General features: G+C 73.4%; 20 protein-coding genes. 6 read left to right on the forward strand and 14 right to left on the reverse strand.

What is annotated here, in order from left to right:
- Positions 1-181 precede the first annotated feature (181 nt).
- The 3 genes from ACWCXH_RS21225 to ACWCXH_RS21235 form a co-directional block, all read right to left on the reverse strand.
- Positions 182-985 (reverse strand): DUF3710 domain-containing protein, encoded by an 804-nt coding sequence (locus ACWCXH_RS21225; RefSeq protein WP_449802986.1) that lies wholly within the window; start codon positions 983-985, stop codon positions 182-184.
- Positions 986-1,054: 69 nt separating this feature from the next.
- Entirely contained in the window at positions 1,055-1,519 is a 465-nt protein-coding gene (gene dut / locus ACWCXH_RS21230) for a dUTP diphosphatase (RefSeq protein WP_449802987.1), read from the reverse strand.
- Positions 1,516-2,145, reverse strand: a complete 630-nt coding sequence (locus ACWCXH_RS21235) for a PaaI family thioesterase (RefSeq protein WP_449802988.1) — start codon at positions 2,143-2,145, stop codon at positions 1,516-1,518. The genes dut and ACWCXH_RS21235 overlap by 4 nt, the downstream gene beginning before the upstream one ends.
- Positions 2,146-2,240: 95 nt before the next feature.
- Here ACWCXH_RS21235 and ACWCXH_RS21240 point away from each other — a divergent pair, with 95 nt between their 5' ends.
- The gene (locus ACWCXH_RS21240) at positions 2,241-2,690 is read left to right on the forward strand and encodes a DUF3093 domain-containing protein (RefSeq protein ID WP_449802989.1); all 450 of its coding nucleotides are present in this window, start codon (positions 2,241-2,243) and stop codon (positions 2,688-2,690) included.
- 217 nt (positions 2,691-2,907) lie between these two features.
- Here ACWCXH_RS21240 and ACWCXH_RS21245 read toward each other — a convergent pair whose 3' ends face one another.
- From ACWCXH_RS21245 to ACWCXH_RS21260, 4 genes are all read right to left on the reverse strand, one after another.
- Positions 2,908-3,207: a DUF4193 domain-containing protein gene (locus ACWCXH_RS21245; protein ID WP_030285479.1), complete on the reverse strand. Its 300-nt coding sequence runs from the start codon at positions 3,205-3,207 to the stop codon at positions 2,908-2,910.
- A 543-nt stretch (positions 3,208-3,750) separates the two neighbouring features.
- The gene (locus ACWCXH_RS21250; protein WP_449802990.1) at positions 3,751-4,731 is read right to left on the reverse strand and encodes an acyl-ACP desaturase; all 981 of its coding nucleotides are present in this window, start codon (positions 4,729-4,731) and stop codon (positions 3,751-3,753) included.
- Between the two features lie 252 nt (positions 4,732-4,983).
- Positions 4,984-6,315 carry a sensor histidine kinase gene (locus tag ACWCXH_RS21255; protein WP_449802991.1) on the reverse strand — a complete coding sequence of 444 codons (1,332 nt, stop codon included), beginning with the start codon at positions 6,313-6,315 and terminating at the stop codon, positions 4,984-4,986.
- Positions 6,316-6,394: 79 nt separating this feature from the next.
- Positions 6,395-7,048: a response regulator transcription factor gene (locus tag ACWCXH_RS21260; protein WP_030057689.1), complete on the reverse strand. Its 654-nt coding sequence runs from the start codon at positions 7,046-7,048 to the stop codon at positions 6,395-6,397.
- Between the two features lie 442 nt (positions 7,049-7,490).
- On the opposite strand from ACWCXH_RS21260, the gene ACWCXH_RS21265 reads away from it, so the two are divergent.
- Positions 7,491-7,676 carry a hypothetical protein gene (locus ACWCXH_RS21265; RefSeq protein WP_030057688.1) on the forward strand — a complete coding sequence of 62 codons (186 nt, stop codon included), beginning with the start codon at positions 7,491-7,493 and terminating at the stop codon, positions 7,674-7,676.
- 203 nt (positions 7,677-7,879) lie between these two features.
- Here the strand turns inward: ACWCXH_RS21265 and ACWCXH_RS21270 are convergent, their stop codons facing one another.
- Together ACWCXH_RS21270 and ACWCXH_RS21275 are read right to left on the reverse strand one after the other, a co-directional pair.
- Entirely contained in the window at positions 7,880-8,698 is an 819-nt protein-coding gene (locus ACWCXH_RS21270) for an inositol monophosphatase family protein (protein WP_449802992.1), read from the reverse strand.
- A 22-nt stretch (positions 8,699-8,720) separates the two neighbouring features.
- Positions 8,721-9,863 carry a ferrochelatase gene (locus ACWCXH_RS21275; protein ID WP_449802993.1) on the reverse strand — a complete coding sequence of 381 codons (1,143 nt, stop codon included), beginning with the start codon at positions 9,861-9,863 and terminating at the stop codon, positions 8,721-8,723.
- Positions 9,864-9,992: 129 nt separating this feature from the next.
- Between ACWCXH_RS21275 and ACWCXH_RS21280 the strand changes: the two genes are divergently transcribed.
- Positions 9,993-11,228, forward strand: a complete 1,236-nt coding sequence (locus ACWCXH_RS21280; RefSeq protein WP_449802994.1) for an MFS transporter — start codon at positions 9,993-9,995, stop codon at positions 11,226-11,228.
- A 137-nt stretch (positions 11,229-11,365) separates the two neighbouring features.
- Entirely contained in the window at positions 11,366-12,688 is a 1,323-nt protein-coding gene (locus tag ACWCXH_RS21285; RefSeq protein ID WP_449802995.1) for a D-arabinono-1,4-lactone oxidase, read from the forward strand.
- Here ACWCXH_RS21285 and ACWCXH_RS21290 read toward each other — a convergent pair.
- A complete protein-coding gene (locus ACWCXH_RS21290) occupies positions 12,685-13,557 on the reverse strand; it encodes a hypothetical protein (RefSeq protein WP_449802996.1) in 873 nt (290 codons plus the stop codon). The genes ACWCXH_RS21285 and ACWCXH_RS21290 overlap by 4 nt on opposite strands.
- A 518-nt stretch (positions 13,558-14,075) precedes the next feature.
- On the opposite strand from ACWCXH_RS21290, the gene sepH reads away from it, so the two are divergent.
- On the forward strand, positions 14,076-15,143 hold the full coding sequence (gene sepH, locus ACWCXH_RS21295; protein WP_449802997.1) for a septation protein SepH: 1,068 nt from the start codon (positions 14,076-14,078) through the stop codon (positions 15,141-15,143).
- 71 nt (positions 15,144-15,214) lie between these two features.
- Here sepH and ACWCXH_RS21300 read toward each other — a convergent pair whose 3' ends face one another.
- The gene (locus ACWCXH_RS21300; protein ID WP_449802998.1) at positions 15,215-16,099 is read right to left on the reverse strand and encodes a sulfurtransferase; all 885 of its coding nucleotides are present in this window, start codon (positions 16,097-16,099) and stop codon (positions 15,215-15,217) included.
- 157 nt (positions 16,100-16,256) lie between these two features.
- On the opposite strand from ACWCXH_RS21300, the gene ACWCXH_RS21305 reads away from it, so the two are divergent.
- A complete protein-coding gene (locus tag ACWCXH_RS21305) occupies positions 16,257-16,997 on the forward strand; it encodes a VOC family protein (RefSeq protein WP_449803080.1) in 741 nt (246 codons plus the stop codon).
- Positions 16,998-17,001: 4 nt separating this feature from the next.
- Here ACWCXH_RS21305 and ACWCXH_RS21310 read toward each other — a convergent pair whose 3' ends face one another.
- The 3 genes from ACWCXH_RS21310 to ACWCXH_RS21320 all read right to left on the reverse strand — a co-directional run bounded on the left by ACWCXH_RS21310 (position 17,002) and on the right by ACWCXH_RS21320 (position 19,609).
- A complete protein-coding gene (locus tag ACWCXH_RS21310) occupies positions 17,002-17,658 on the reverse strand; it encodes a thymidine kinase (protein ID WP_449802999.1) in 657 nt (218 codons plus the stop codon).
- A 107-nt stretch (positions 17,659-17,765) separates the two neighbouring features.
- Positions 17,766-18,953: an alkaline phosphatase family protein gene (locus ACWCXH_RS21315; RefSeq protein ID WP_449803000.1), complete on the reverse strand. Its 1,188-nt coding sequence runs from the start codon at positions 18,951-18,953 to the stop codon at positions 17,766-17,768.
- Between the two features lie 56 nt (positions 18,954-19,009).
- Positions 19,010-19,609, reverse strand: a complete 600-nt coding sequence (locus ACWCXH_RS21320) for a DUF5998 family protein (protein WP_363650572.1) — start codon at positions 19,607-19,609, stop codon at positions 19,010-19,012.
- Between the last annotated feature and the right edge of the window lie 14 nt (positions 19,610-19,623).

A 19,623-nucleotide genomic window follows, 5' to 3' on the forward strand; every position in this document is an offset into this window, starting at 1 on the left:
GCTCCGTTTTCCCGGAGTTTCCTTCATCGGATTCGCTTTCCGCTTTGTCGCCCCGGTCTCCCGCGGCGACTCCGGAACTGTACGGGGCCGGGCCCGCCACATGCAAATCGCCCCCACCCGGGGTCCGGGAGGGGGCGATCGGCGAACGACCGGCGAACGGCCGGCGAAGCGTTGACCGGGGTCAGCGGACCTCGGTGATCTCCGGGCCGCGGGCAAACGGATCGATCGAGGCGCCGCCGAAGCGGCTCTCGCCCTCGGCGGCGGCAGCGGCTGCCCCGCCGCCGTCGGCCACCATCTGCGCGTCCTCAGGGAGCTTCAGCACGATCGGGTCGCGGGGCGCCATCGGGCTCTCGCCGCGCACGACGACGGTCTGCCGGAAGACCTGCTCGAGAATTCCGGCCATCTCCGGCTGCACCGCAGCCTGGCCCGAGATCACGCCGCGCAGGAACCAGCGCGGACCGTCGCAGCCGACGAAGCGCACCAGCTGCACACCCTGGGTGCCGTCCGGCAGCTGCACCGGGACCTGGGCGCGGAGGTGCCAGCCCAGCGGGCCCTCCTCCTCCTCGATGAGACCGCCCTGCGAGGTGATGCCGTTGGCGATCTCCTCCCGGACCTCCCCCCAGATGCCCTCCGACCGCGGCGCGGCGAAGGCCTGGAGCTGGATGGCGCTGTTGCCGAGGACGAGGGTCGCGGCGACGATCGCGTCACCGGCGACCTCGACGCGCAGCTCCATGCCCTCGACACCCGGGACCAGCAGGCCCCCGAGGTCGACGCGGCCCTCCTCGGGGTTCTCCAGCTCGGAGTGGTCCCACGGACCGTCCGGCCGCGGGGCCGGCGGCAGGCCGACCTTGTCGGCCGGGTCCAGCTCGGTCACGTTCTCGCTCTCGGCGGAACCTTCGACGTCATCGGCCGTCTCGTCGGCGCTGATGGCGTCGTCGGCGAGCTGCTCGACAGCGTCCTCGCTCTTCTGGCGACGACGGAACACGGTCACTGTCCTTCCCGGTCCAAGACCGATGCGAATACCTGCTCGGCTTCCTGCGAGGCCGCGGGCATGCTAGACCGCAGCGTGGCCACCGGTCGACCCGAACCCGCCCTCGGCGCGTGCCGACCCGGGCAGCTCGGCCACCTCGTGGAAGCGGGCCTTCTCGACCTGCTGGATGACCAGCTGGGCGATCCGGTCCCCTCGGCGGAAGCTGACCCCCTCGCGCGGGTCCAGATTGACGACGATCACCTTGATCTCTCCACGGTACCCGGCATCGACCGTCCCCGGGGCGTTCACGAGAGCAACTCCGCAACGAGCTGCCAGCCCGGACCTGGGGTGGACGAAGGCCGCGAAGCCGTCCGGGAGGGCGATGGCGACGCCGGTCGGCAGCACGGCCCGCTCGCCGGGCGCCAGCTCGGCGTCGACGGTGGTGCGCAGGTCGGCGCCCGCGTCACCGGGCTGCGCGTACTCGGGCAGCGGCAGCTCGGGGTCGATGCGCCGGATCAGGACGTCCAGCGGCTGGGGGGTGTGGCTCAAGGGTTCACCTCAAAGGCTCGTGCGCGCTTCATCAGGTCCGGGTCGTCGAGGACCTTCTCGATGTCCTCGGGACGACCGTGCGTGGTGAAGTGTTCCAGCTTCACCTGGATGAAGAGCGCCCGCGCCCGTACGGCGACCGGCCCGTCCGGCCCGCCGATCCGCGCCTCGGCGGCGCTGTAGATCTTGCGGCCGTGCACACCGGTGATCCAGGCGCGCAGGTGCAGCACCGAGTCGACCGGGACGGGGCACAGGAAGTCGGTCTCCAGCCGGCCGGTGACGGCGGGGGCGTGCAGCAGCCAGTTGAGCGTGCCGAGGGTCTCGTCCATGGCCGTGGTCAGCACGCCGCCGTGGGCGAGGCCGGGGCCGCCCTGGTGGACGTCCCGGACGGTGAACTCGGCGGTGACGTCGAGCCCGGCACCGGCGACGGCGTCGATCCGCAGGCCGCCGGGGTGCTGCGGGCCGCAGCCGAAGCAGTGCTCGTAGTGCGAGCCGAGCCGGGTGCCGGGGGCGGGCGCCTCGGGGGCGCGCGGGGGCAGCACGGCGTCCGGCGGCGGGGTGGTCGGGGTCGGCGGCGTCGCGGGCGCCGACCGGTCGGCGGGGGGCGTGGGGGCAGTCGTACCGGTCACGCTGCCCCACCCTACCGACGCGTTACCGGGCGGTAGGAGGGGTGACGGACGGGGCGCCGTCCGGGCCCGGCCGTGAGAGCGCCCACAATGGGGGCATGTACGACGAACGCCTCACCGTGCCCCGCTCCTGGTGGCTGTTCCCGGTCGTGACCGGGCTCGCGCTCGCGTTGATCCTGCTGCGGGTCAGCGGGCTGGGCGCACTGATCGGGCTGGTCGTCGGGATCGCCGTCGGCGCGGTCGCGATCAGCAGCTACGGCTCGGCCCGGATCCGCGTGGTGCAGGGTTCCCTGGTCGCCGGTCCGGCCCGGATCCCGGTGGACGCCCTGGGCGACGCGCACGCGCTGAGCCCGGCCGAGGCGGTCGCCTGGCGCGGGCCGAAGGCCGACCCGCGGGCCTTCATGCTGCTGCGCAGCTACGTCCCGACGGCGCTGCGGGTCGAGGTGACGGACCCGACCGACCCGACGCCGTACCTCTATCTGTCCACGCGCTCGCCGATGAAGCTGGCGGAGGCGCTGGAGGAGGCCCGCCGGAGCGCGCGGGCGTAGCACCGAGCGCGCGCCCGCAGCAGCGCGCCGGGAGGCACTCCTGTGGGCGTCGGAGGAAGCGCCGGGAAACGAAGAGGGACGGTTCCGCGATTGCGGGACCGTCCCTACGACTTTGTCCTGCCCGGACCTGCCGTCCGGCTCCGCTGCCCGGAGCCGGAAGGGGCTTGGTGCCGGCCCCGCGCGAGCCGCGGGTGCCTGGCCGTGTCCGCCGCGGTGCTCAGGCGCCGCAGTCCCGGCAGATCGGGTTGCCGTTCTTCTCGCTGTAGAGCTGGCTGCGGTGGTGCACCAGGAAGCAGCTCATGCAGGTGAACTCGTCGGCCTGCTTCGGCAGGACGCGGACGGCGAGCTCCTCGTTCGAGAGGTCGGCGCCGGGGAGCTCCATGCCCTCGGCGGCATCGAACTCGTCGACGTCGACAGAGCTGCCGCCCTTGTCGTTCCGCCGAGCCTTGAGTTCCTCAATGCTGTCCTCGTTGAGCTCGTCGTCAGTCTTGCGTGGGGTGTCGTAGTCCGTTGCCATTTTTCGCTCTCCCCCTCCGGGTTGTGCGGTGTGTGCGGTATCTCCAGCGCACGTAACGCATGGGGGGTCGGTCTTGTGCCCGACCCGAGGCGGAGATTTTGCCTTACTTCAAGCCCTGTTACTCAATCGACACTCAGCCGGGGGTCCGTTGGGGTGATCCGCCGGGGCGCGGCAGGCCTCACGCTGGGCCATCGCCGCCTCGCTCCGGGGCCCGCCGGGCGGCGACTCACAGTGAGCGCGGACCGTACGGGTACCCGCCGAATCCCTTGCCCAGCAGGGGCGTCCGTCAACCCCGTGGAGGCCCACGCGCCGGAAATCCGGTCACGGACCGCGATCATGACCCTGATCACAACGATCACTCTCCGAGTTCGCCCGGCGCCAGGGAGCGACACGGTGTGACCTTGGTCACGTTCAGAATCTTCCGGGGCAAATCATGGAAAATCCACCCAGTCCGAACCCCCTGACGGCCCTCGGGAGCGCCCCCGCAACCGTACGCCGCCCCGGAGGGCGGCGCACCGGCGGGCGGTCGCCCCGCGGGGCGTGCTAGGAGGCCTGGCGCGCGGCCCGGCGGGCCAGCAGGGCGGCCTGGCGCTCCTCGAACTTGCGGGCCTGCCCGTCCAGCCCCTCGAGGAAGAGCCCGAGCTCGTCCTGGGCCATCAGACCTTCCGGGCCGAGGCCGTCGATGTCCATCACCCGCAGGTGCCGCAGCACCGGCTGCAGCACGTCGTCGTGGTGGATGCGCAGGTTGTACACCCCGCCGAGGGCGATCTGCGCGGCGGCGCGCTCGAAGCCGGGGATGCCGTGGCCGGGCATCCGGAAGTTGGTCACGACGTCGGCGACGGCCCGCATGGCCTGGTCGGGGGCGATCTCCAGGGCGGCCTTGAGCAGGTTCCGGTAGAAGACCATGTGCAGGTTCTCGTCGTTGGCGATCTTCGCCAGCAACTGGTCGCACAGCGGGTCGCCGGCGTGCTTGCCGGTGTTGCGGTGCGAGATGCGGGTGGCGAGCTCCTGGAAGGCCACGTACGCGACCGAGTGCAGCATGCTGTGCGCGTTGTCGGACTCGAAGCCCTCGGACATGTGCGACATCCGGGCCCGCTCCAGCTCCACCGGGTCGACGGCCCGGGTGGCGAGCAGGAAGTCGCGAATGGCTATCCCGTGCCGGCCCTCCTCGGCGGTCCAGCGGTGCACCCAGGTGCCCCAGGCGCCCTCGCGGCCGAACATCGTCGCGATCTCGTGGTGGTAGCTCGGGAGGTTGTCCTCGGTGAGCAGGTTGACCACGAGCGAGACCCGGCCGAGCGGCGTCACCTGGGACTGCTCCAGCGCCCAGGCCTCGCCGCCGAGCACGCCGTCGAAGTCGCGGCCCTGGCTCCAGGGGACGTACTCGTGCGGCATCCACTCCTTGGCCACCGCCAGGTGGCGGTCGAGCTCCTTCTCCACGACCTCCTCAAGGGCGAGGATCAGCCGCGTGTCGGTCCAGGCGCTCGATCCGAGCGAGGTGCTTCGCTGCACAGGGGCGGTGGTCACGGGGCTTGCTCCTGGGGGACGGCACGCGCGGGACGGGCGCGTTGGGCGGGCACGTCGGGGGACGTACGGAGGGACACACTTACGGTTGCGTAGGTTACGACACCGTAAGTTGCCCGGGCCGGAAAAGACAAGCCGCCCCCGCCTGGCCTTATGTCGTCTTGACGGGCCTGGCGGGGGCGGCCGGGAACGGTCGCTTACGGAGGGCGGTGGCGCGGACGGCGCGGCGGGCCCGGGAGCGGCCCGCGGGCGGGGTCAGGGTCCGGGGATGCGCACCCGCATCGTGAGGCCGCCCCCGGGGCGCGGGGTGGCCTCGATGGCGCCTCCGTGGGCGCGGACCACCGAGCGCACGATGGACAGGCCGAGCCCGACCCCCTTGTCACTGCGGGTGCGGTCGGCGCCCTTGATCCGGCGGAACGGTTCGAAGATGTGCTCCAGCTCGTACTGCGGCACCACCGGGCCCGTGTTGGCGACGACCAGCTCGCCGCCGCCCGGCACCTCGGCCGTGGTCAGTTCGACCCAGCCGCCGGCCGTGTTGTAGCGGACGGCGTTCTGCAGCAGGTTCAGCGCGATCCGCTCCAGCAGGACGCCGTTGCCCGAGACCACGGCCGGATCGAGCGTCGAGCGCAGCTCGACCTCGCGCTTGTCGGCCTCCGCGCGGGTCTGCTCCAGCGCCCTCGTGGCCACCTCGGACAGCTCGACCGGGCGCCGCTCGGTGAGCTCGTTGTCGCTGCGGGCGAGCAGCAGCAGCCCCTCGACGAGCTGCTCGCTGCGCTCGTTGGTGGCCAGCAGGGTCTTGCCGAGCTGCTGGAGGTCGGGCGAGGCGGCCGGGTCGGAGAGCTGGACCTCCAGCAGGGTCCGGTTGATCGCCAACGGCGTGCGCAGCTCGTGCGAGGCGTTGGCGACGAAGCGGCGCTGGGAGTCGAACGAGCGGTCCAGCCGGTCGAGCATGTCGTCGAAGGTGTCGGCGAGCTCCTTGAGCTCGTCGTCCGGCCCGTCCAGCTCGATCCGCCGGTGCAGGTCGGAGGAGGCGACGTCGCGGGCGGTGCGGGTGATCCGGCCGAGCGGGCGCAGCACCCGGCCGGCCATCGCGTAGCCGGCCGCGAAGGCGATCACGGCGAGGCAGACGAGCACGGTGAGGGACTTGCGCAGCAGCGTGTTGGCGGCGACGGCGGAGGCCGCCTCGTGCTGGCTGGCGATCAGCTTGTTGAGCTGGTCGCTGTTCATCGGCACGCCGCGGACGCTGAACGTGTTGGAGATGCTGCCGGTGCGGGGGTCGACGACCGCGAAGTCGAACTTCGGCGGCGCGACGTCGTTCAGCGCCTCGTGGACGAAGAAGTACATCACCAGCAGGAGCACGACACCGGCCATCAGGAACATCCCGCCGTAGAGCAGGGTGAGCCGGATGCGGATGGTGGGGCGGAAGGGCAGCCAGGCGAGCATGCCGTCGCCGGGCACGTAGGCGGTGTCGTGCCCGGACTGGTGCAGTCGGGGCGCGCGCGGGGGGTGTGCGGGCTTGGGCGGTACGGTGCGCGGGCCGCCGGCGGGCGCGCCGGAGGGCCCGCCGGCCGGGGGCGGGGTGGTCATGATGGTCCTCTCGGGGCGTCCGCCGGGGCGGGCGCTGCTCGGTGGGGAATCCGGTGGGGAATCCGGGGTCGGACTCCGGTCAGATCCGGTAGCCGGATCCCGGCACGGTGACGATCACCGGCGGGTCGCCCAGCTTGCGGCGCAGCGTCATCACGGTGACGCGCACGACGTTGGTGAACGGGTCGGTGTGCTCGTCCCAGGCCTTCTCCAGGAGTTGCTCGGCGGAGACGACGGCGCCGCCGGCGCGCATCAGGACCTCCAGGACGGCGAACTCCTTGGGGGCGAGCTGGACGGTGCGTCCGTCCCGGATGACCTCGCGGCGGCCGGGGTCGAGCGAGATGCCGGCGCGTTCCAGGACGGGCGGCAGCGGGATGGTCGCGCGGCGGCCCAGCGCCCTTACCCGGGCCACGAGTTCGCTGAAGGCGAACGGCTTCGGAAGGTAGTCGTCGGCGCCGATCTCCAGGCCCTCGACCCGGTCGCTGATGTCGCCGGAGGCGGTCAGCATGATCACCCGGGTCGCCAGGCCCTGCTCGACCACCTTGCGGCAGACGTCGTCGCCGTGGACCAGCGGCAGGTCCCGGTCCAGCACCACGACGTCGTAGTCGTTGACCGCGATGCGCTGGAGCGCGGCCTCGCCGTCGTACACCACGTCGACGGCCATCGCCTCGCGGCGCAGGCCTGTTGCGACGGCCTCGGCGAGCAGCTGCTCGTCCTCGACGACGAGAACCCGCACGGTCGTTGTCCCTTCTCCAGGCCGGCCCCGGAAGCGGACGCGCGGCTCCGACGGTGCCTCCATCCTGCCTGGTCCTTCGGTAAAGCAGCGATAAGCTGCCGCCCGGGCAGGTTCGCCCGACTCCCCGCGGTCACGGTTCGCATCCGGAGCAGTCCGATTGGACTGTGACACGGGCAACTTTCTCGCCCGGGAAGGTTTCCCCGCCCCCGAGGTGGGGAGGACAGCTGCACACCCGCGATCCGGCCCTTGGCTGATCGCACCCACCCGCCGTGCGTTCATCCGCGCCGGCCCTGGGGCTGGGACGTCACCGGGAGCGGCCGAGCGGCCGTCTCCGCGCCCGACCGGAGCAGCAGACCCACCGGCTCGGGCGCTTGCGTCGACCGGACCACCTCAGGGCGGAGAGCGCACGACCGTGCACGTCCGACACAGTAAGGGGGCCCGTATGGACGCCTTCAAGGCCGGAATCCTGCAGCGCATAGCCAACGCCGAGCAGGATCTGCACCGCGCGATCGAGGCCGGGGACGAGTTCCTCGCCGAGGTGGAGCAGTCCGAGCTGGACGACCTCCGCCGGCTCGCCGCCGAGCACGGCGTGGACACCGTGCTGGAGCGCCACCGCACGGCCGCGTGACGCTCCGCAACGCCTGACCCGACGCCGGTCCTCCGGCACCAGCGGCCCTGCGGGGGTCGTGCGAAACCCCAGGCCCTGGCATCCCCCGTATGCCAGGGCTCTTCGCTTGCCCCGGCGACACCCCTTCTCCACGGGGCAAAGTTTTGCCCCTGAGGCACGACAGGCCTCAGGGGCGGACGTACCTCAGGGGCAGGAGCGGCGGCTCAGTCGGCCCACGCGCGCAGCGCGGCCAGGCGCGCCTGCAGCGGCTCGTACACGCCGGGTGCGGCGGCGACGGTCAGGTCGCCGTCGGGGCCGTGCCCCGGCCGGCCGCCGGTCAGGGCGCCGGCCTCGGTGGCGATCAGGCAGCCCGCGGCGCGGTCCCAGGGCGCCAGGCCGCGCTCGTAGTAGCCGTCCAGCCGCCCGGCGGCGACATCGCACAGGTCCACCGCGGCGGCGCCGCCCCGGCGGATGTCCCGCACCTCGGGCATCAGGGCCAGCAGCACCTCGGCCTGCCGGACCCGCACCGACTGGACGTAGTTGAAGCCGGTGCCGATCAGCGCCTGCCCCCACGGCGGGGCCGGGCGAGCCGAGAGCGGCCGGCCGTCGAGGTGGGCGCCGCGCCCGAGGACGGCGTGGAACAGCTCGCCGCGCGCCGGGGCGTACACCACGCCGACGACCGCCCGGCCGTCCACCTCGGCGGCCACGCTCACCGCCCAGGAGGGCAGCCCGTACAGGTAGTTGACCGTGCCGTCGAGCGGGTCGACGACCCAGCGCACCCCGCTGGTGCCGGGCCGGTCGGCACCCTCCTCGCCGAGGTAGCCGTCCTGTGGGCGGCGCTCGGTGATCAGCTCCAGGACGAGCTTCTCGGAGGCGAGGTCCATCTCGGTGACCACGTCGACCGGGCTGCTCTTGGTGCCGGCCACGCCCAGGTCGGCGGGCCGGCCGTCGCGCAGCAGGGCGCCGGCCCGGCGGGCCGCGTCCAGGGCCACGTCGAGCAGTTCGTCGAGCAGCCGGGCGTCGGGCAGGGCGGGGCTGGACACGGGGATCTCCTCCGGTACGGGGTCAGTGCTCGGCGGCGGCCGGGCGGGGAGCGCGCGGGTTGGGGCAGCAGGCCACCGCGCACACGTCGTGGCTGGGCCCGAGCGCCCCGAGGGCGCAGCGGGTGGCGCCCTCACCGCGCTCGGTGGCGGCCCGCTCCAGGACCAGCTCGCGCACGGCCGCGGTGAACCGCGGGTCGACGCCGACGGTGGCGGCCCGGGCCACCGGCAGGCCGAGCTCGGCGGCCTTGGCGACGGCCTCCGTGTCGAGGTCGTACGTGACCTCCATGTGGTCGGAGACGAAGCCGATCGGGACCATCACCACGGCCGGCGCGCCATCGGCGTGCTGGGCCTCCAGGTGGTCGCAGATGTCGGGTTCCAGCCACGGGATGTGCGGAGCGCCGCTTCGGCTCTGGAAAACGAGCTCCCACGGCCGGTCGGCGACGCCGGTGCGTCCGGCGACGGCCTCGACGATCAGCCGCGCGACGTCCAGGTGCTGGGCGACGTACGCGCCGCCGGGCCGGCCGCGGGCTGGGTCGTCCGGGGCGCCGGAGGTCTCGGCCATCGTGTCGGGGATGGAGTGGGTGGTGAACGCGAGCCGGGCGCCGGCCCGCACGTCGGCGGGCAGCTGCTCCAGGGCGGCGAGGGTGGCGTCGATCATCGGCTCGACGAAGCCCGGGTGGTTGTAGAAGTGCCGCAGCTTGTCGACGCGCAGCTCGGGGCGGCCCTCCTCGGCGAGGGTGGCGAGCGCGTCGGCGAGGTTCTCGCGGTACTGGCGGCAGCCGGAGTAGCCGGCGTAGGCGCTGGTGGCGAGGACGGCGATCCGGCGGTGCCCGTCGGCGGCCATCTCGCGCAGGGTGTCGACCAGGTAGGGCGCCCAGTTCCGGTTGCCCCAGTAGACCGGCAGGTCCAGGCCGTGCTCGGCGAAGTCCTTGCGCAGCGCGGCCAGCAGCTCGCGGTTCTGCCCGTTGATCGGACTCACGCCGCCGAACATGAAGTAGTGCCTGCCCACCTCCTTCAGGCGTTCCTTCGGGATTCCCCGGCCGCGGGTGACGTTCTCCAGGAACGGCACGACGTCCTCGGGGGCCTCGGGGCCACCGAAGGAGAGCAGCAGGAGGGCGTCGTAGGGAGCGGCGCCGGAGGGGGAGGGTTTGTGCGCGTCGGACATGGCACCGATCCTGCCATCGAGGGGCCGGGACCCGTCGCCGGGGCCGCACGGGAGACCGGAAAATACCGTTTGCCAACATACGTAAGCTGTGTTCAACCGCCTTGTTCCTTACCCCCACGGAGCTTCCGCGTGCTGTCCAGCTACCGCCAGATATTCGCCGCTCCCGGCACGCTGGCCTTCTCCTCCGCAGGGTTCATAGCCCGCCTGCCGATATCGATGACCGGCATCGGCATCGTGACCATGCTGTCCCAGCAGCGCGGCTCCTTCGGGGTGGCGGGCCTCGTCTCGGCGACGCTGGCGATCGCCGCCGCGGTGCTCGGACCGGCCGTCTCCTGGCTCGTCGACCGGCACGGACAGCGCCGCGTCGCGCTCCCCGCCGCCGCGCTCACCATGACCGCCGCGGCCGGGCTGCTGCTCTGCGCCCACTTCGGCGCGCCGGACTGGACGCTCTTCCTCTTCGCCGTCGGCATGGGCGCGATGCCGAGCGCCGGCGCCATGGTCCGCGCCCGCTGGGCCCACCTCTACCGGGACAAGCCCGCCAGGCTGCACACCGCGTACTCCTTCGAGGCGGTGGTCGACGAGTTCTGCTTCATGGTCGGCCCGATCCTCGCCGTCAACCTGGCCACCAACGTCTTCCCCGAGTCCGGCGTGATCGCGGCGGGCCTCGCGCTCACCGTCGGGATCGTCCTGTTCACCGCCCAGCGGCGCACCGAGCCGCCGGTCCACCCGGCCGCCGCCCGCAGCGGCCGCAGCGCCATCCTCAACCCCGGCCTGATCGTGCTGGTGCTCACCTTCATCGCCACCGGGGCGATCTTCGGATCGGTCGAGATCGTCACCGTCGCCTTCGCCCGGGCCCAGGGCCACGAGGGGCTCGCCGGCGCCGTCCTCGCCGTGTGGGCGCTCGGTTCCGGCCTGGCCGGCATGGTCTACGGCGCGCTCAAGCCCACCAGCCCGCTGGCCACCCGCTTCTTCATCGGCGTCCTGATGATGGCGCTCACCATGATCCCGGTGCTGCTCGTCGCCGAGGCGATGCAGGGGCTCGGCGGGCTGCTCGCCACCGGCGCCGTCCTGATGCTGGCCGGCCTCGCCATCTCCCCCACCCTGATCTCCGCGATGGCCCTGGTCGAGCGGCTCGTCCCGGCCGCCCAGCTCACCGAGGGCATGGCCTGGACCACCACCGGGCTCGCCCTCGGCGTCGCCCTCGGGTCGTCGGCCGGTGGCTGGGTGGTCGACGCCTCCGGCGCCGCCGCCGGCTACTGGGTGCCGCTGGTCGCCGGCGTGTTCGGCGTCCTGGTCGCCCTGGTCGGTCTGCGCACCCTGCGGGCCGGCCTGCCCGCGGCCGAGCCCGTAGACCTCGGACGGTGAACTGACTAATCTCCTCCCTACTCGCGGGCCTACCCGCTGGTAGGGGTCCGCGCGGCCCCGTGCACAGGCCCCACCGGCGGCCCCCACCGCCCGGACCCCCGCCGACCCCGTTCGGCCACGGAGCAGGAGGCAGCGCAATGCCCCAGGCCAGTACCGCGACCCCCACCCGCTGGACCAACTGGGCCGGCAACCAGAGCGCCCGGCCCACCCGGGTCGCCGTGCCCGGCACCGCGGAGGAACTGGCCAGGGAGATCCGGCGCGCCGCCGACCAGGGCCGCACCGTCAAGGCCGTCGGCTCCGGCCACTCCTTCACCGCGATCGCCTCCGCCGGCGACGGGGTCCAGATCCGCCCGCACGCCCTCACCGCCGTCCGCGAGATCGACCGCGCGGCCGGCACCGTCACCGTCGAATCCGGCCTCCCGCTGCACCGGCTCAACCGGCTCCTCGCCGCCGAGGGCCTCTCCCTCACCAACATGGGCGACATCGAGGTCCAGACCGTCGCCGGCGCCACCAGCACCGGCACCCACGGCACCGGCCGCGACTCCGGCTCGCTCGCCGCGCAGATCCGCGCCCTGGAGATCGTCCTCGCCGACGGCACGATCCACCGCTGCTCCCCCACCCGGAACCCGCGGCTCTTCCAGGGCGCCCGGCTCGGCCTCGGCGCGCTCGGCGTGATCACCGCGCTCACCTTCGGCGTCGAACCGGCCTTCCTGCTCACCGCCCACGAGCAGCCGATGCGCTTCGACGAGGTCCTCGACCGCCTCGACGACCTCATCGCCGTCAACGAGCACTTCGAGTTCTACTGGTTCCCGCACACCGACCGCTGCAGCACCAAGCGCAACAACCGCAGCCAGGGCCCGGCCGCCCCGCTGCCCCGGTTCAAGGGCTGGCTGGAGGACGACTTCCTCTCCAACACCGTCTGGGAGGGCGCCTGCCGGGTCGGCCGCCGTTTCCCCGGCAGCATCCCCACCATCGCCTCGCTGGCCAGCCGCGCGTGGTCCGACCGCAGCTACACCGACACCTCGCACAAGGTGTTCACCAGCCCGCGCAAGGTCCGCTTCGTCGAGATGGAGTACGCGGTGCCGCGCGCCGCCGTCGCCGACGTGCTGCGCGAGCTGAAGGCACTCATCGAACGGTCCGACTGGCGGATCAGCTTCCCGGTCGAGGTCCGCTTCGCCCCCGCCGACGACCTCTGGCTCTCCACCGCCTCCGGCCGCGACAGCGCCTACATCGCCGTCCACCTCTACCGCGGCACCCGCGACCAGGGCTACTTCACCGGCGTCGAACACCTGATGACCGCCCACCAGGGCCGCCCCCACTGGGGCAAGCTGCACACCCGCGACGCCGAGTACCTCGCCGGGGTCTACCCGCACTTCGGCGACTTCACCGCCCTGCGCGACGAGGTCGACCCCGGCCGCCTCTTCGGCAACCCCTACCTGCGCCGGGTGCTCGGCGCTTAGGGCGCCGGGGTCTCGGCGGCGGGCGGTGCCGTCGACGCCGGGGCCTGGCCCGAGGTGGGCGGCTGCGGGGTCACCCCGCCGGTCGGCGTCCCGCCGCCGCTCGGCGACGGGGACGTGCCGGAGGTGGGCGTCGTGCTCGAACCGGGGTCCGGGGTCGGCTTCGGGTCCGCCGACGGCGACCCTCCGGAGGCGGGCGTCCCGCTCGGGCTGCCGCTCGGCTCCGGCCGCGGCTTCGACGTCGCCGCGGCCGACGCACCGCCGGACGGCGCCCCGCCCGGCTCGTGCCCGCCACCGGACGGACGGCTCGCCGGTTCGCCGGCCGGCCGCTTCGAGTCCGTGCTCACCTTGCCTCCGAACGACGTGCCGTCGCCCGCCTGCCCCGTCACCGTCGCCGCCACCGGCTGTCCGGTGGCCAGCTCGAACGCCACGATCGGCGTCATCGCCAGCGCGAACACCAGCCCCGACACCGCCGCGTACGTCTTCCACGTCCACCGCCGGCGCGCCCGCACCATCTGCGGCTCGTTCCACTCCGCGGAGATCACCGGGGGCGCCTGCGGGGGTGCCTGCGGGAGAGCCCCGTCCGCCGGCGCCTGGCGCAGCTCGTTCGCCGTCTGGTTCGGCCCGCGGTCCACCGCCTCGCGCAGCTGCTCGCCGGTGCGTTTGAAGATGTGCTGGAACACCGCGCCGCCCGTGGTGGCCCCGACGCTCACCACCGCCGCGCCCATGATGGTGCCGTAGACCCCGAGTTCGGAGGCCAGCAGCGCCCCCGCCACGGCGGCCAGCGCGCTCGCCACGACCTGAGCCATGCTCAGATCGATGCGCTTGCGCTCGTCCTTCCCGCCCTCCCCGACGGGGTTCCGCTCCGGCATCGACATCCCTCGGTCCGCACGACTGTTCTTCGAACAAGAGACTCCATCTTGCCCAAAGAAGGACACAAGGGACGAAAATCCGGTTCTCCGCTCCGGGATTGTGTGAAGATGATCACCGTTCATCCGGCGGTGGTCCGCCATTGGGGGCGCGCGCTCTTGAGATTCCCGTGAATCGCGGGAGACTTGAGCGGCGAGCCGCCCCTTCGGGTGCCACGAATGGAGTACTGTTCGTAAAGCCTGAGCCTTGGGTCGACTTGTCGACTGTGCCTACCGCGGCAGCTTGACGAAGAGCCACGACACAGGCACGCACGGCGACGCCGGTCCCGGATCGTCGCGACCACTGCGCGTGCGAGGACCGGCCGGGACACCCAGGCGCGACGTCGACGGATGACGTGGCAAAAAGGCAACCGTGCCACAGCGGCGTGGACGGGCACAGGCCCGACACGCCGGGGAACTCAGCAAGGTTGTGGCCAGTCGCGAGCGGGCAGGCCACACTCAGTACGGGAGCAGCGACGCAGGTGACGTCGGCAGGCACCACCCGGGAGGTAACCGTGCCCGAACTGCGGGTTGTGGCCGTCAGCAACGACGGCACACGGCTGGTGCTCAAGGCTGCCGACAGCACGGAGTACACCCTCCCCATCGACGAGCGGCTGCGCGCCGCCATCCGCGGCGACCGCCCGCGCCTCGGCCAGATCGAGATCGAGGTCGAGAGCCACCTGCGCCCCCGGGACATCCAGGCGCGGATACGAGCCGGTGCCTCCGCCGAGGAGGTCGCCCAGGCCGCCGGCATCTCCGTCGACCGGGTCCGCCGCTTCGAGGGCCCCGTCCTCGCCGAACGCGCCTTCATGGCCGAGCGCGCCCGCAAGACCGCCATCCGCCGCAACGGCGAGTCCCCCGGCCCGCAGCTCGGCGAGGCCGTCGCCGAGCGGCTCGCGCTGCGCAGCGCCGAGAAGGACACCGAGCGCTGGGACTCCTGGCGGCGCGACGACGGCACGTGGGAGGTCATCCTCTCCTACCGCTCCGACGGCGAGGGCCGCAGCGCCTCGTGGACGTACGACCCGCCCCGGCGCCTCGTCACGCCCAACGACGACGAGGCCCGCGCGCTGATCGGCGAGACAGTCGAGCGCGAGGAGGACTCGGTCTTCCCGTTCATCCCGCGGATCGCCCGGCTCCCCCAGGACCGGCCGCCCCGCCCGATGATCGACCGGCCCTCCGCCGACCGCATCATGTCGGCCCGCGAGGCGCGCGAGGCCGCGGCCGAGGGCCGGGACTCGCTCACCAGCCTGCTCGACGTCGTCCCCGCGTTCCGCGGCGACCTCGCCGTCGGCCCCGCCCCGATCGAGCCGGTGCCCGCCGAGGTCGCCGAGGAGAACGAGGAGCCGGCCGCCGCCGCGGCACCCGCCGTCGGCGCGGGCTCGGCGTACGCGGACATCCTGATGCCGCGCGCCGTCGCCCCGCACCGCGAGCGCCTGGTCGGCACCACCGACCGGCAGGCCGAGGCGGACGGCGTCCGGCCCGGCCGCCGGGCCACCGTGCCCAGCTGGGACGAGATCGTCTTCGGCAGTCGGCGCAAGAAGCAGGAATAGCCCTGCACGTCGAAGGGGCGGGAGGCTTCGGCCTCCCGCCCCTTCGACGTGCCCCGCCGGCGTCGGGGTGATCAGCCCGGCTGGTCCGTGACCGCCACCGGGCGGCTCCCGTCGCTCGACCACTCGCTCCACGACCCCGGGTACAGCGTGGCCGGCACGCCCGCCACCTCCAGCGCCAGGATCTGGTGCGCCGCCGTCACCCCCGACCCGCAGTACACGGCCGTCTCCCGCTCACCCGCACCCAGCGCGCGGAACCGCTCGGCCAGCTCCGCGGCCGGCCGGAACCGCCCGTCCGGGCCGACGTTCTCGGTGGTCGGCGCCGACACGGCCCCCGGGATGTGCCCCGCGCGCGGGTCGACCGGCTCCGTCTCGCCCCGGTAGCGCTCTCCCGAGCGGGCGTCCAGCAGCAGGCCGCTGCGCGCCCACGCCGCCGCGCCGTCCGCGTCGACCGTCGGCAACCGGCCCGGGACCGGCTTGAAGTCGCCCGCCTCCGGCGCCGGCACCTCGGCCGTCACCGGCAACCCGGCCGCCGACCAGGCCGCGTAGCCGCCGTCCAGCACCCGCACGTCCTGGTGCCCGGCCCAGCGCAGCAGCCACCAGGCGCGGGCCGCCGACAGCGAGGGCCCGCCGTCGTACACCACGACCGGGCGGTCGGCACCGACGCCGAACCGGCGCATGGCGGCGCCGAACTCCTCCAGATCCGGCAGGGGGTGGCGGCCGCCCTGCCCGGGGGCGCCGGGCGCCGCCGCGAGGTCCTGGTCCAGGTCGACGAAGTGGGCGCCGGGCAGGTGCCCGGCCCGGTACTCCTCCGCCGCCGTCGGGCCGGAGGCGGCCGCACCGACCAGCTGGTAGCGCACGTCCAGCAGCACCGGCGGACGCGACGAGGCGAGCGCCTCCCGCAGCTCGGCCGCGGAGATCAGCGGGGAACCGTCGTTGTAGGTGGTCATGCCGGACATTGTCGCGCAGCAGGGGCGAACCGCCGCTCTTTGTGGGGTCTTTGCCGGAATTTCCGCGCGGCCCGAGGGTTCGGCGCGCGCCGGAGTGGAAGCATCACCCTCGCGTGCGCGAATTTCCGTGCGCCAACCGCCCGTGAGGAGGCCCGCATTGCCCGCGGTGAAACTCCGGCTCGCCCAGGGCACGCCCTGCTGGGTCAGCCTGCTGACCGACGACCTGGCCGGCGCCCGCGCCTTCTACGGCGAACTGCTCGGCTGGAGCTACTCCCCCGGCCCGGCCCAACTCGGCGACTACGTCCGGGCCGAGCTCGACGGGCAGCCGGTCGCCGGCCTCGGTGTCTCCACCGCCACCGGCTTCCCGGTGCAGTGGACCACCTACTTCGCCGTGGACAGCGCCGACTCCGCCACCCAACTCGTCCGCGAGTGCGGCGGCACCGTCGCCGTCGGACCTCTCCAGGCCGAACGCGCAGGACGGATGGCCATCGCCGCCGACGTGTCCGGCGCCGTCTTCGGTCTCTGGCAGGGCGAGGAACACGTCGGCCGCGAGGCGGGCCCCGAACCCGGCGGCCCCGCCTGGGCCGAACTGCTCACCCCCGACGGCGAGGGCGCCGCCGCCTTCTACGCCATGGTCCTCGGCCGCACCGTCCGGCCCGGCACCGACGAATCCGCGCTGCTGGTGCAGGGCCGACCGGTCGCCGGCATCCGGCACGGCGCCGAACTGCGCGGCCACCCGCCCCGTTGGCGGATCCACTTCGCCGTCCGCGACGCCGCCCAGACCGCCCGCCGCGCCGTCGAACTCGGCGGCCGGGTCCTCGTCGAGCCGCACGACACCGCGCGCGGCCGGGCCGCCCGGCTGGCCGACCCGCAAGGCGGGCACTTCTCCGTCCTGGAATCCCGCTAGGACACTACGGCTGAGACTGCTCGAAGGGGAGCACGTCCGGGGAGAGCACCGAGGCGCGGGCGGTCGCCGCGGTCAGGCGACGGCGGTGGTGCCGGCGGCACAGCACCTCGTAGCCGACCTCGTCCTCGTTCACCGAGATGTCGCCGATGACGACCTGCGCGCCCTCGACGACCATCACGCCACCGACCGTCCGCGCGTTGTGGGTGGCCCGCGCGCCGCACCAGCACAGCGCCTCCACCTGCAGTACCTCGACCCGGTCGGCCAGCTCGATCAGCCGCTGCGAGCCGGGGAACAGCCTGGTGCGGAAATCCGTCGTGATCCCGAACGTGTAGACGTCGATGTCGAGTTCGTCCACCACCCGGGCCAGCTGATCGACCTGCTCGGCCGCGAAGAACTGGGCCTCGTCGCAGATCAGGTAGTCCACCCGGCCGCCGGCCGACAGTCGCTGCACCACGTGCGCGTGGAAGTCGAAGTCGTCGGTCACCTCGACGGCGTCGGCGCGCAGGCCGAGGCGGCTGGAGATGGTCGCCGCCCCCGCCCGGTCGTGGCGGGTCAGGATGATCCCCTGCCGGCCGCGGGCGGTGTGGTTGTGGTCCATCTGCAGCGCCAGCGTCGACTTGCCGCAGTCCATCGTGCCCGAGAAGAACACCAGTTCAGCCATGGGTGGAGCAGAGGCCTTTCAAATCAGGGGAGTTCGGGCACAGGAAGGTTCGGGCACGGGGGGTTCGCGCACGGGGGATTCGAGCGCGGCGGCATCGGCGGCACGGCTCAGGCGCGCACTTCGAGCAGCGGCACGAACTGCTCGACCGGGGTCATCGAACCGTGCAGACCGACCATCGCCGACTCACCGGGCTCGTTGCGGGAGGCGATGATCGCGACGTCGTCCCTGGCCGCGGCGACCACGTCGCCGATCCGCCGGTAGACCCGCTCGTCCACGGCCGGGCCGAACCAGCCCGCCGCGATCGCCTCGTCCCGGGTCGCCACCCACATCCGGTCGCCCAGCACCTCGCTCCAGACCGTGTGCACGTCGGCCGCCGCCCCGGGCACCGCGTACACGTGCCGGGCCCGGCCCTCGCCGCCCAGCAGGGCCACGCCCGCGCCGAGCTCCCAGTCCTCGTCGAAGTCGATCCGGTCCTCGGGCGCGATGTCGATCATGCCGTGGTCGGCCGTGACGTACATCGCCGAGCGCGGCGGCAGCTGCTCGGCCAGGCGCCGGGCCAGGCGGTCCACCGCGTCCAGGGTCATCCGCCACTCGTCCGAGTCCACACCGAAGCGGTGGCCCGCTCCGTCCAGCTCGCTGACGTACGTGTACACCAGCGCCCGGTCGTGCTCGGCCAGCCAGGCCGCGGCCTGGTCCATCCGCTCCTCGCCGGTGGTCCGGCCCATGAACGTGCCGCCGGACAGCGCCACCCTGGTCAGCGGGGTCTGCGCGAACAGCGGGGACGACACCTGCGCCGTCGCCACCCCGGCCGCGTGCGTCCGCTCGAAGACCGTCGGGTACGGCTGCCAGGCCGTCGGATCGGTCGGCGGCTGCCAGCGCAGCTGGTTCATCAGGTAGCCGGCACCGGGGACCGCCACCGTGTACCCGGCCAGACCGTGCAGCCCCGGCGGGGTGCCGGTGCCGACCGAGGCCAGCGAGGTCGCCGTCGTCGACGGGAAACCGGCCGTCAGCGGGCGGCCCGTGCCACCCAGCGAACTTCCCGCCAGCGAGGACAGGAACGGCGCGTACTCGGGGTGGCGCAGCAGCAGCTCCCAGCCGAGGCCGTCGACCAGGAACACCACCACGCGGTCGGCCGGGGCGATCGGGAGCGTCGCCGAGAACCCCTCGACGCCCAGCCCCGCCGCGACCGAGGGCAGCAGGTCGCAGAGCGAACCGCTGCCGTAAGCGGGAGCGGGGGCGGAGGCGGGATCGAGGATCTCGAAGGCGTCGTAGCCGTCGGAAGGTACGAAAGACATTGATCCGGTTTCGTGGCGGTCGGCGCGGTCGGCGGCGCGGTCGTGCGCGGCGGGGCTCAGGCCCGCGGGGCGTTGCTGATCGTCGCGTCCGACAGCGCCCGGGCGAACACCAGCGCCTGCGCGACCGTCTCCGGGCCGTCGCCGGCCTCGCTCACCCGCAGTGACAGGTCGTCAGCCGTCGCCGAACCCGTGTAACCGTGGTCCGCCTCGCAGTTCGGGTCCGAGCAGCCCGCCGGCTCCAGGTCCAGCCGCTGCACCGCGCCCCAGCCGATCGTCAGCACGACCTCGCGCGGCAGCGTGCCCGGGGTGTACGTCTCCGGGTTCGCCACCATCCGGCTCACCACGACCGAGCCGATCCGGTCCAGCCGGACGCTCTCCGTCGACGTCGTCGCGAGCGGCACCGACGGGCTGGCGGCGTCACCGGTCTGCTCGTCGGTGTGGCTCACCACGAAGCGGGTCGGGGTCAGCACCAGCACGGTGACGTGGCGGCGCACCTCGTTGGCGTCGAACGTCGTCTCCTGGTGGACCAGGTAGGAGCTGATCGGCTCCGGGCCAACCGCGGACTCCACCGCCTCGGACACGAGGGCCGGGTAGTAGCCGCTGCGCTCGATCGCCGAGCGCAGGTCCTGAGTGGTGGTGGTACCGGTCTTCGCCATAACTCCATCCTGGC

It is taken from the genome of Kitasatospora sp. NPDC001660, assembly GCF_053596725.1.

Coding starts and splice junctions, on each gene's coding strand:
- ACWCXH_RS21265 (WP_030057688.1), top strand. CDS start 7,491: ATGGACGCCTTCAAGGCCGGAATCCTGCAGCGCATAGCCAACGCCGAG.
- ACWCXH_RS21320 (WP_363650572.1), bottom strand. CDS start 19,609: ATGGCGAAGACCGGTACCACCACCACTCAGGACCTGCGCTCGGCGATC.
- ACWCXH_RS21315 (WP_449803000.1), bottom strand. CDS start 18,953: ATGTCTTTCGTACCTTCCGACGGCTACGACGCCTTCGAGATCCTCGAT.
- ACWCXH_RS21275 (WP_449802993.1), bottom strand. CDS start 9,863: ATGTCCGACGCGCACAAACCCTCCCCCTCCGGCGCCGCTCCCTACGAC.
- ACWCXH_RS21255 (WP_449802991.1), bottom strand. CDS start 6,315: ATGACCACCCCGCCCCCGGCCGGCGGGCCCTCCGGCGCGCCCGCCGGC.
- ACWCXH_RS21300 (WP_449802998.1), bottom strand. CDS start 16,099: ATGTCCGGCATGACCACCTACAACGACGGTTCCCCGCTGATCTCCGCG.
- ACWCXH_RS21310 (WP_449802999.1), bottom strand. CDS start 17,658: ATGGCTGAACTGGTGTTCTTCTCGGGCACGATGGACTGCGGCAAGTCG.
- ACWCXH_RS21290 (WP_449802996.1), bottom strand. CDS start 13,557: ATGCCGGAGCGGAACCCCGTCGGGGAGGGCGGGAAGGACGAGCGCAAG.
- ACWCXH_RS21285 (WP_449802995.1), top strand. CDS start 11,366: ATGCCCCAGGCCAGTACCGCGACCCCCACCCGCTGGACCAACTGGGCC.
- ACWCXH_RS21240 (WP_449802989.1), top strand. CDS start 2,241: ATGTACGACGAACGCCTCACCGTGCCCCGCTCCTGGTGGCTGTTCCCG.
- ACWCXH_RS21245 (WP_030285479.1), bottom strand. CDS start 3,207: ATGGCAACGGACTACGACACCCCACGCAAGACTGACGACGAGCTCAAC.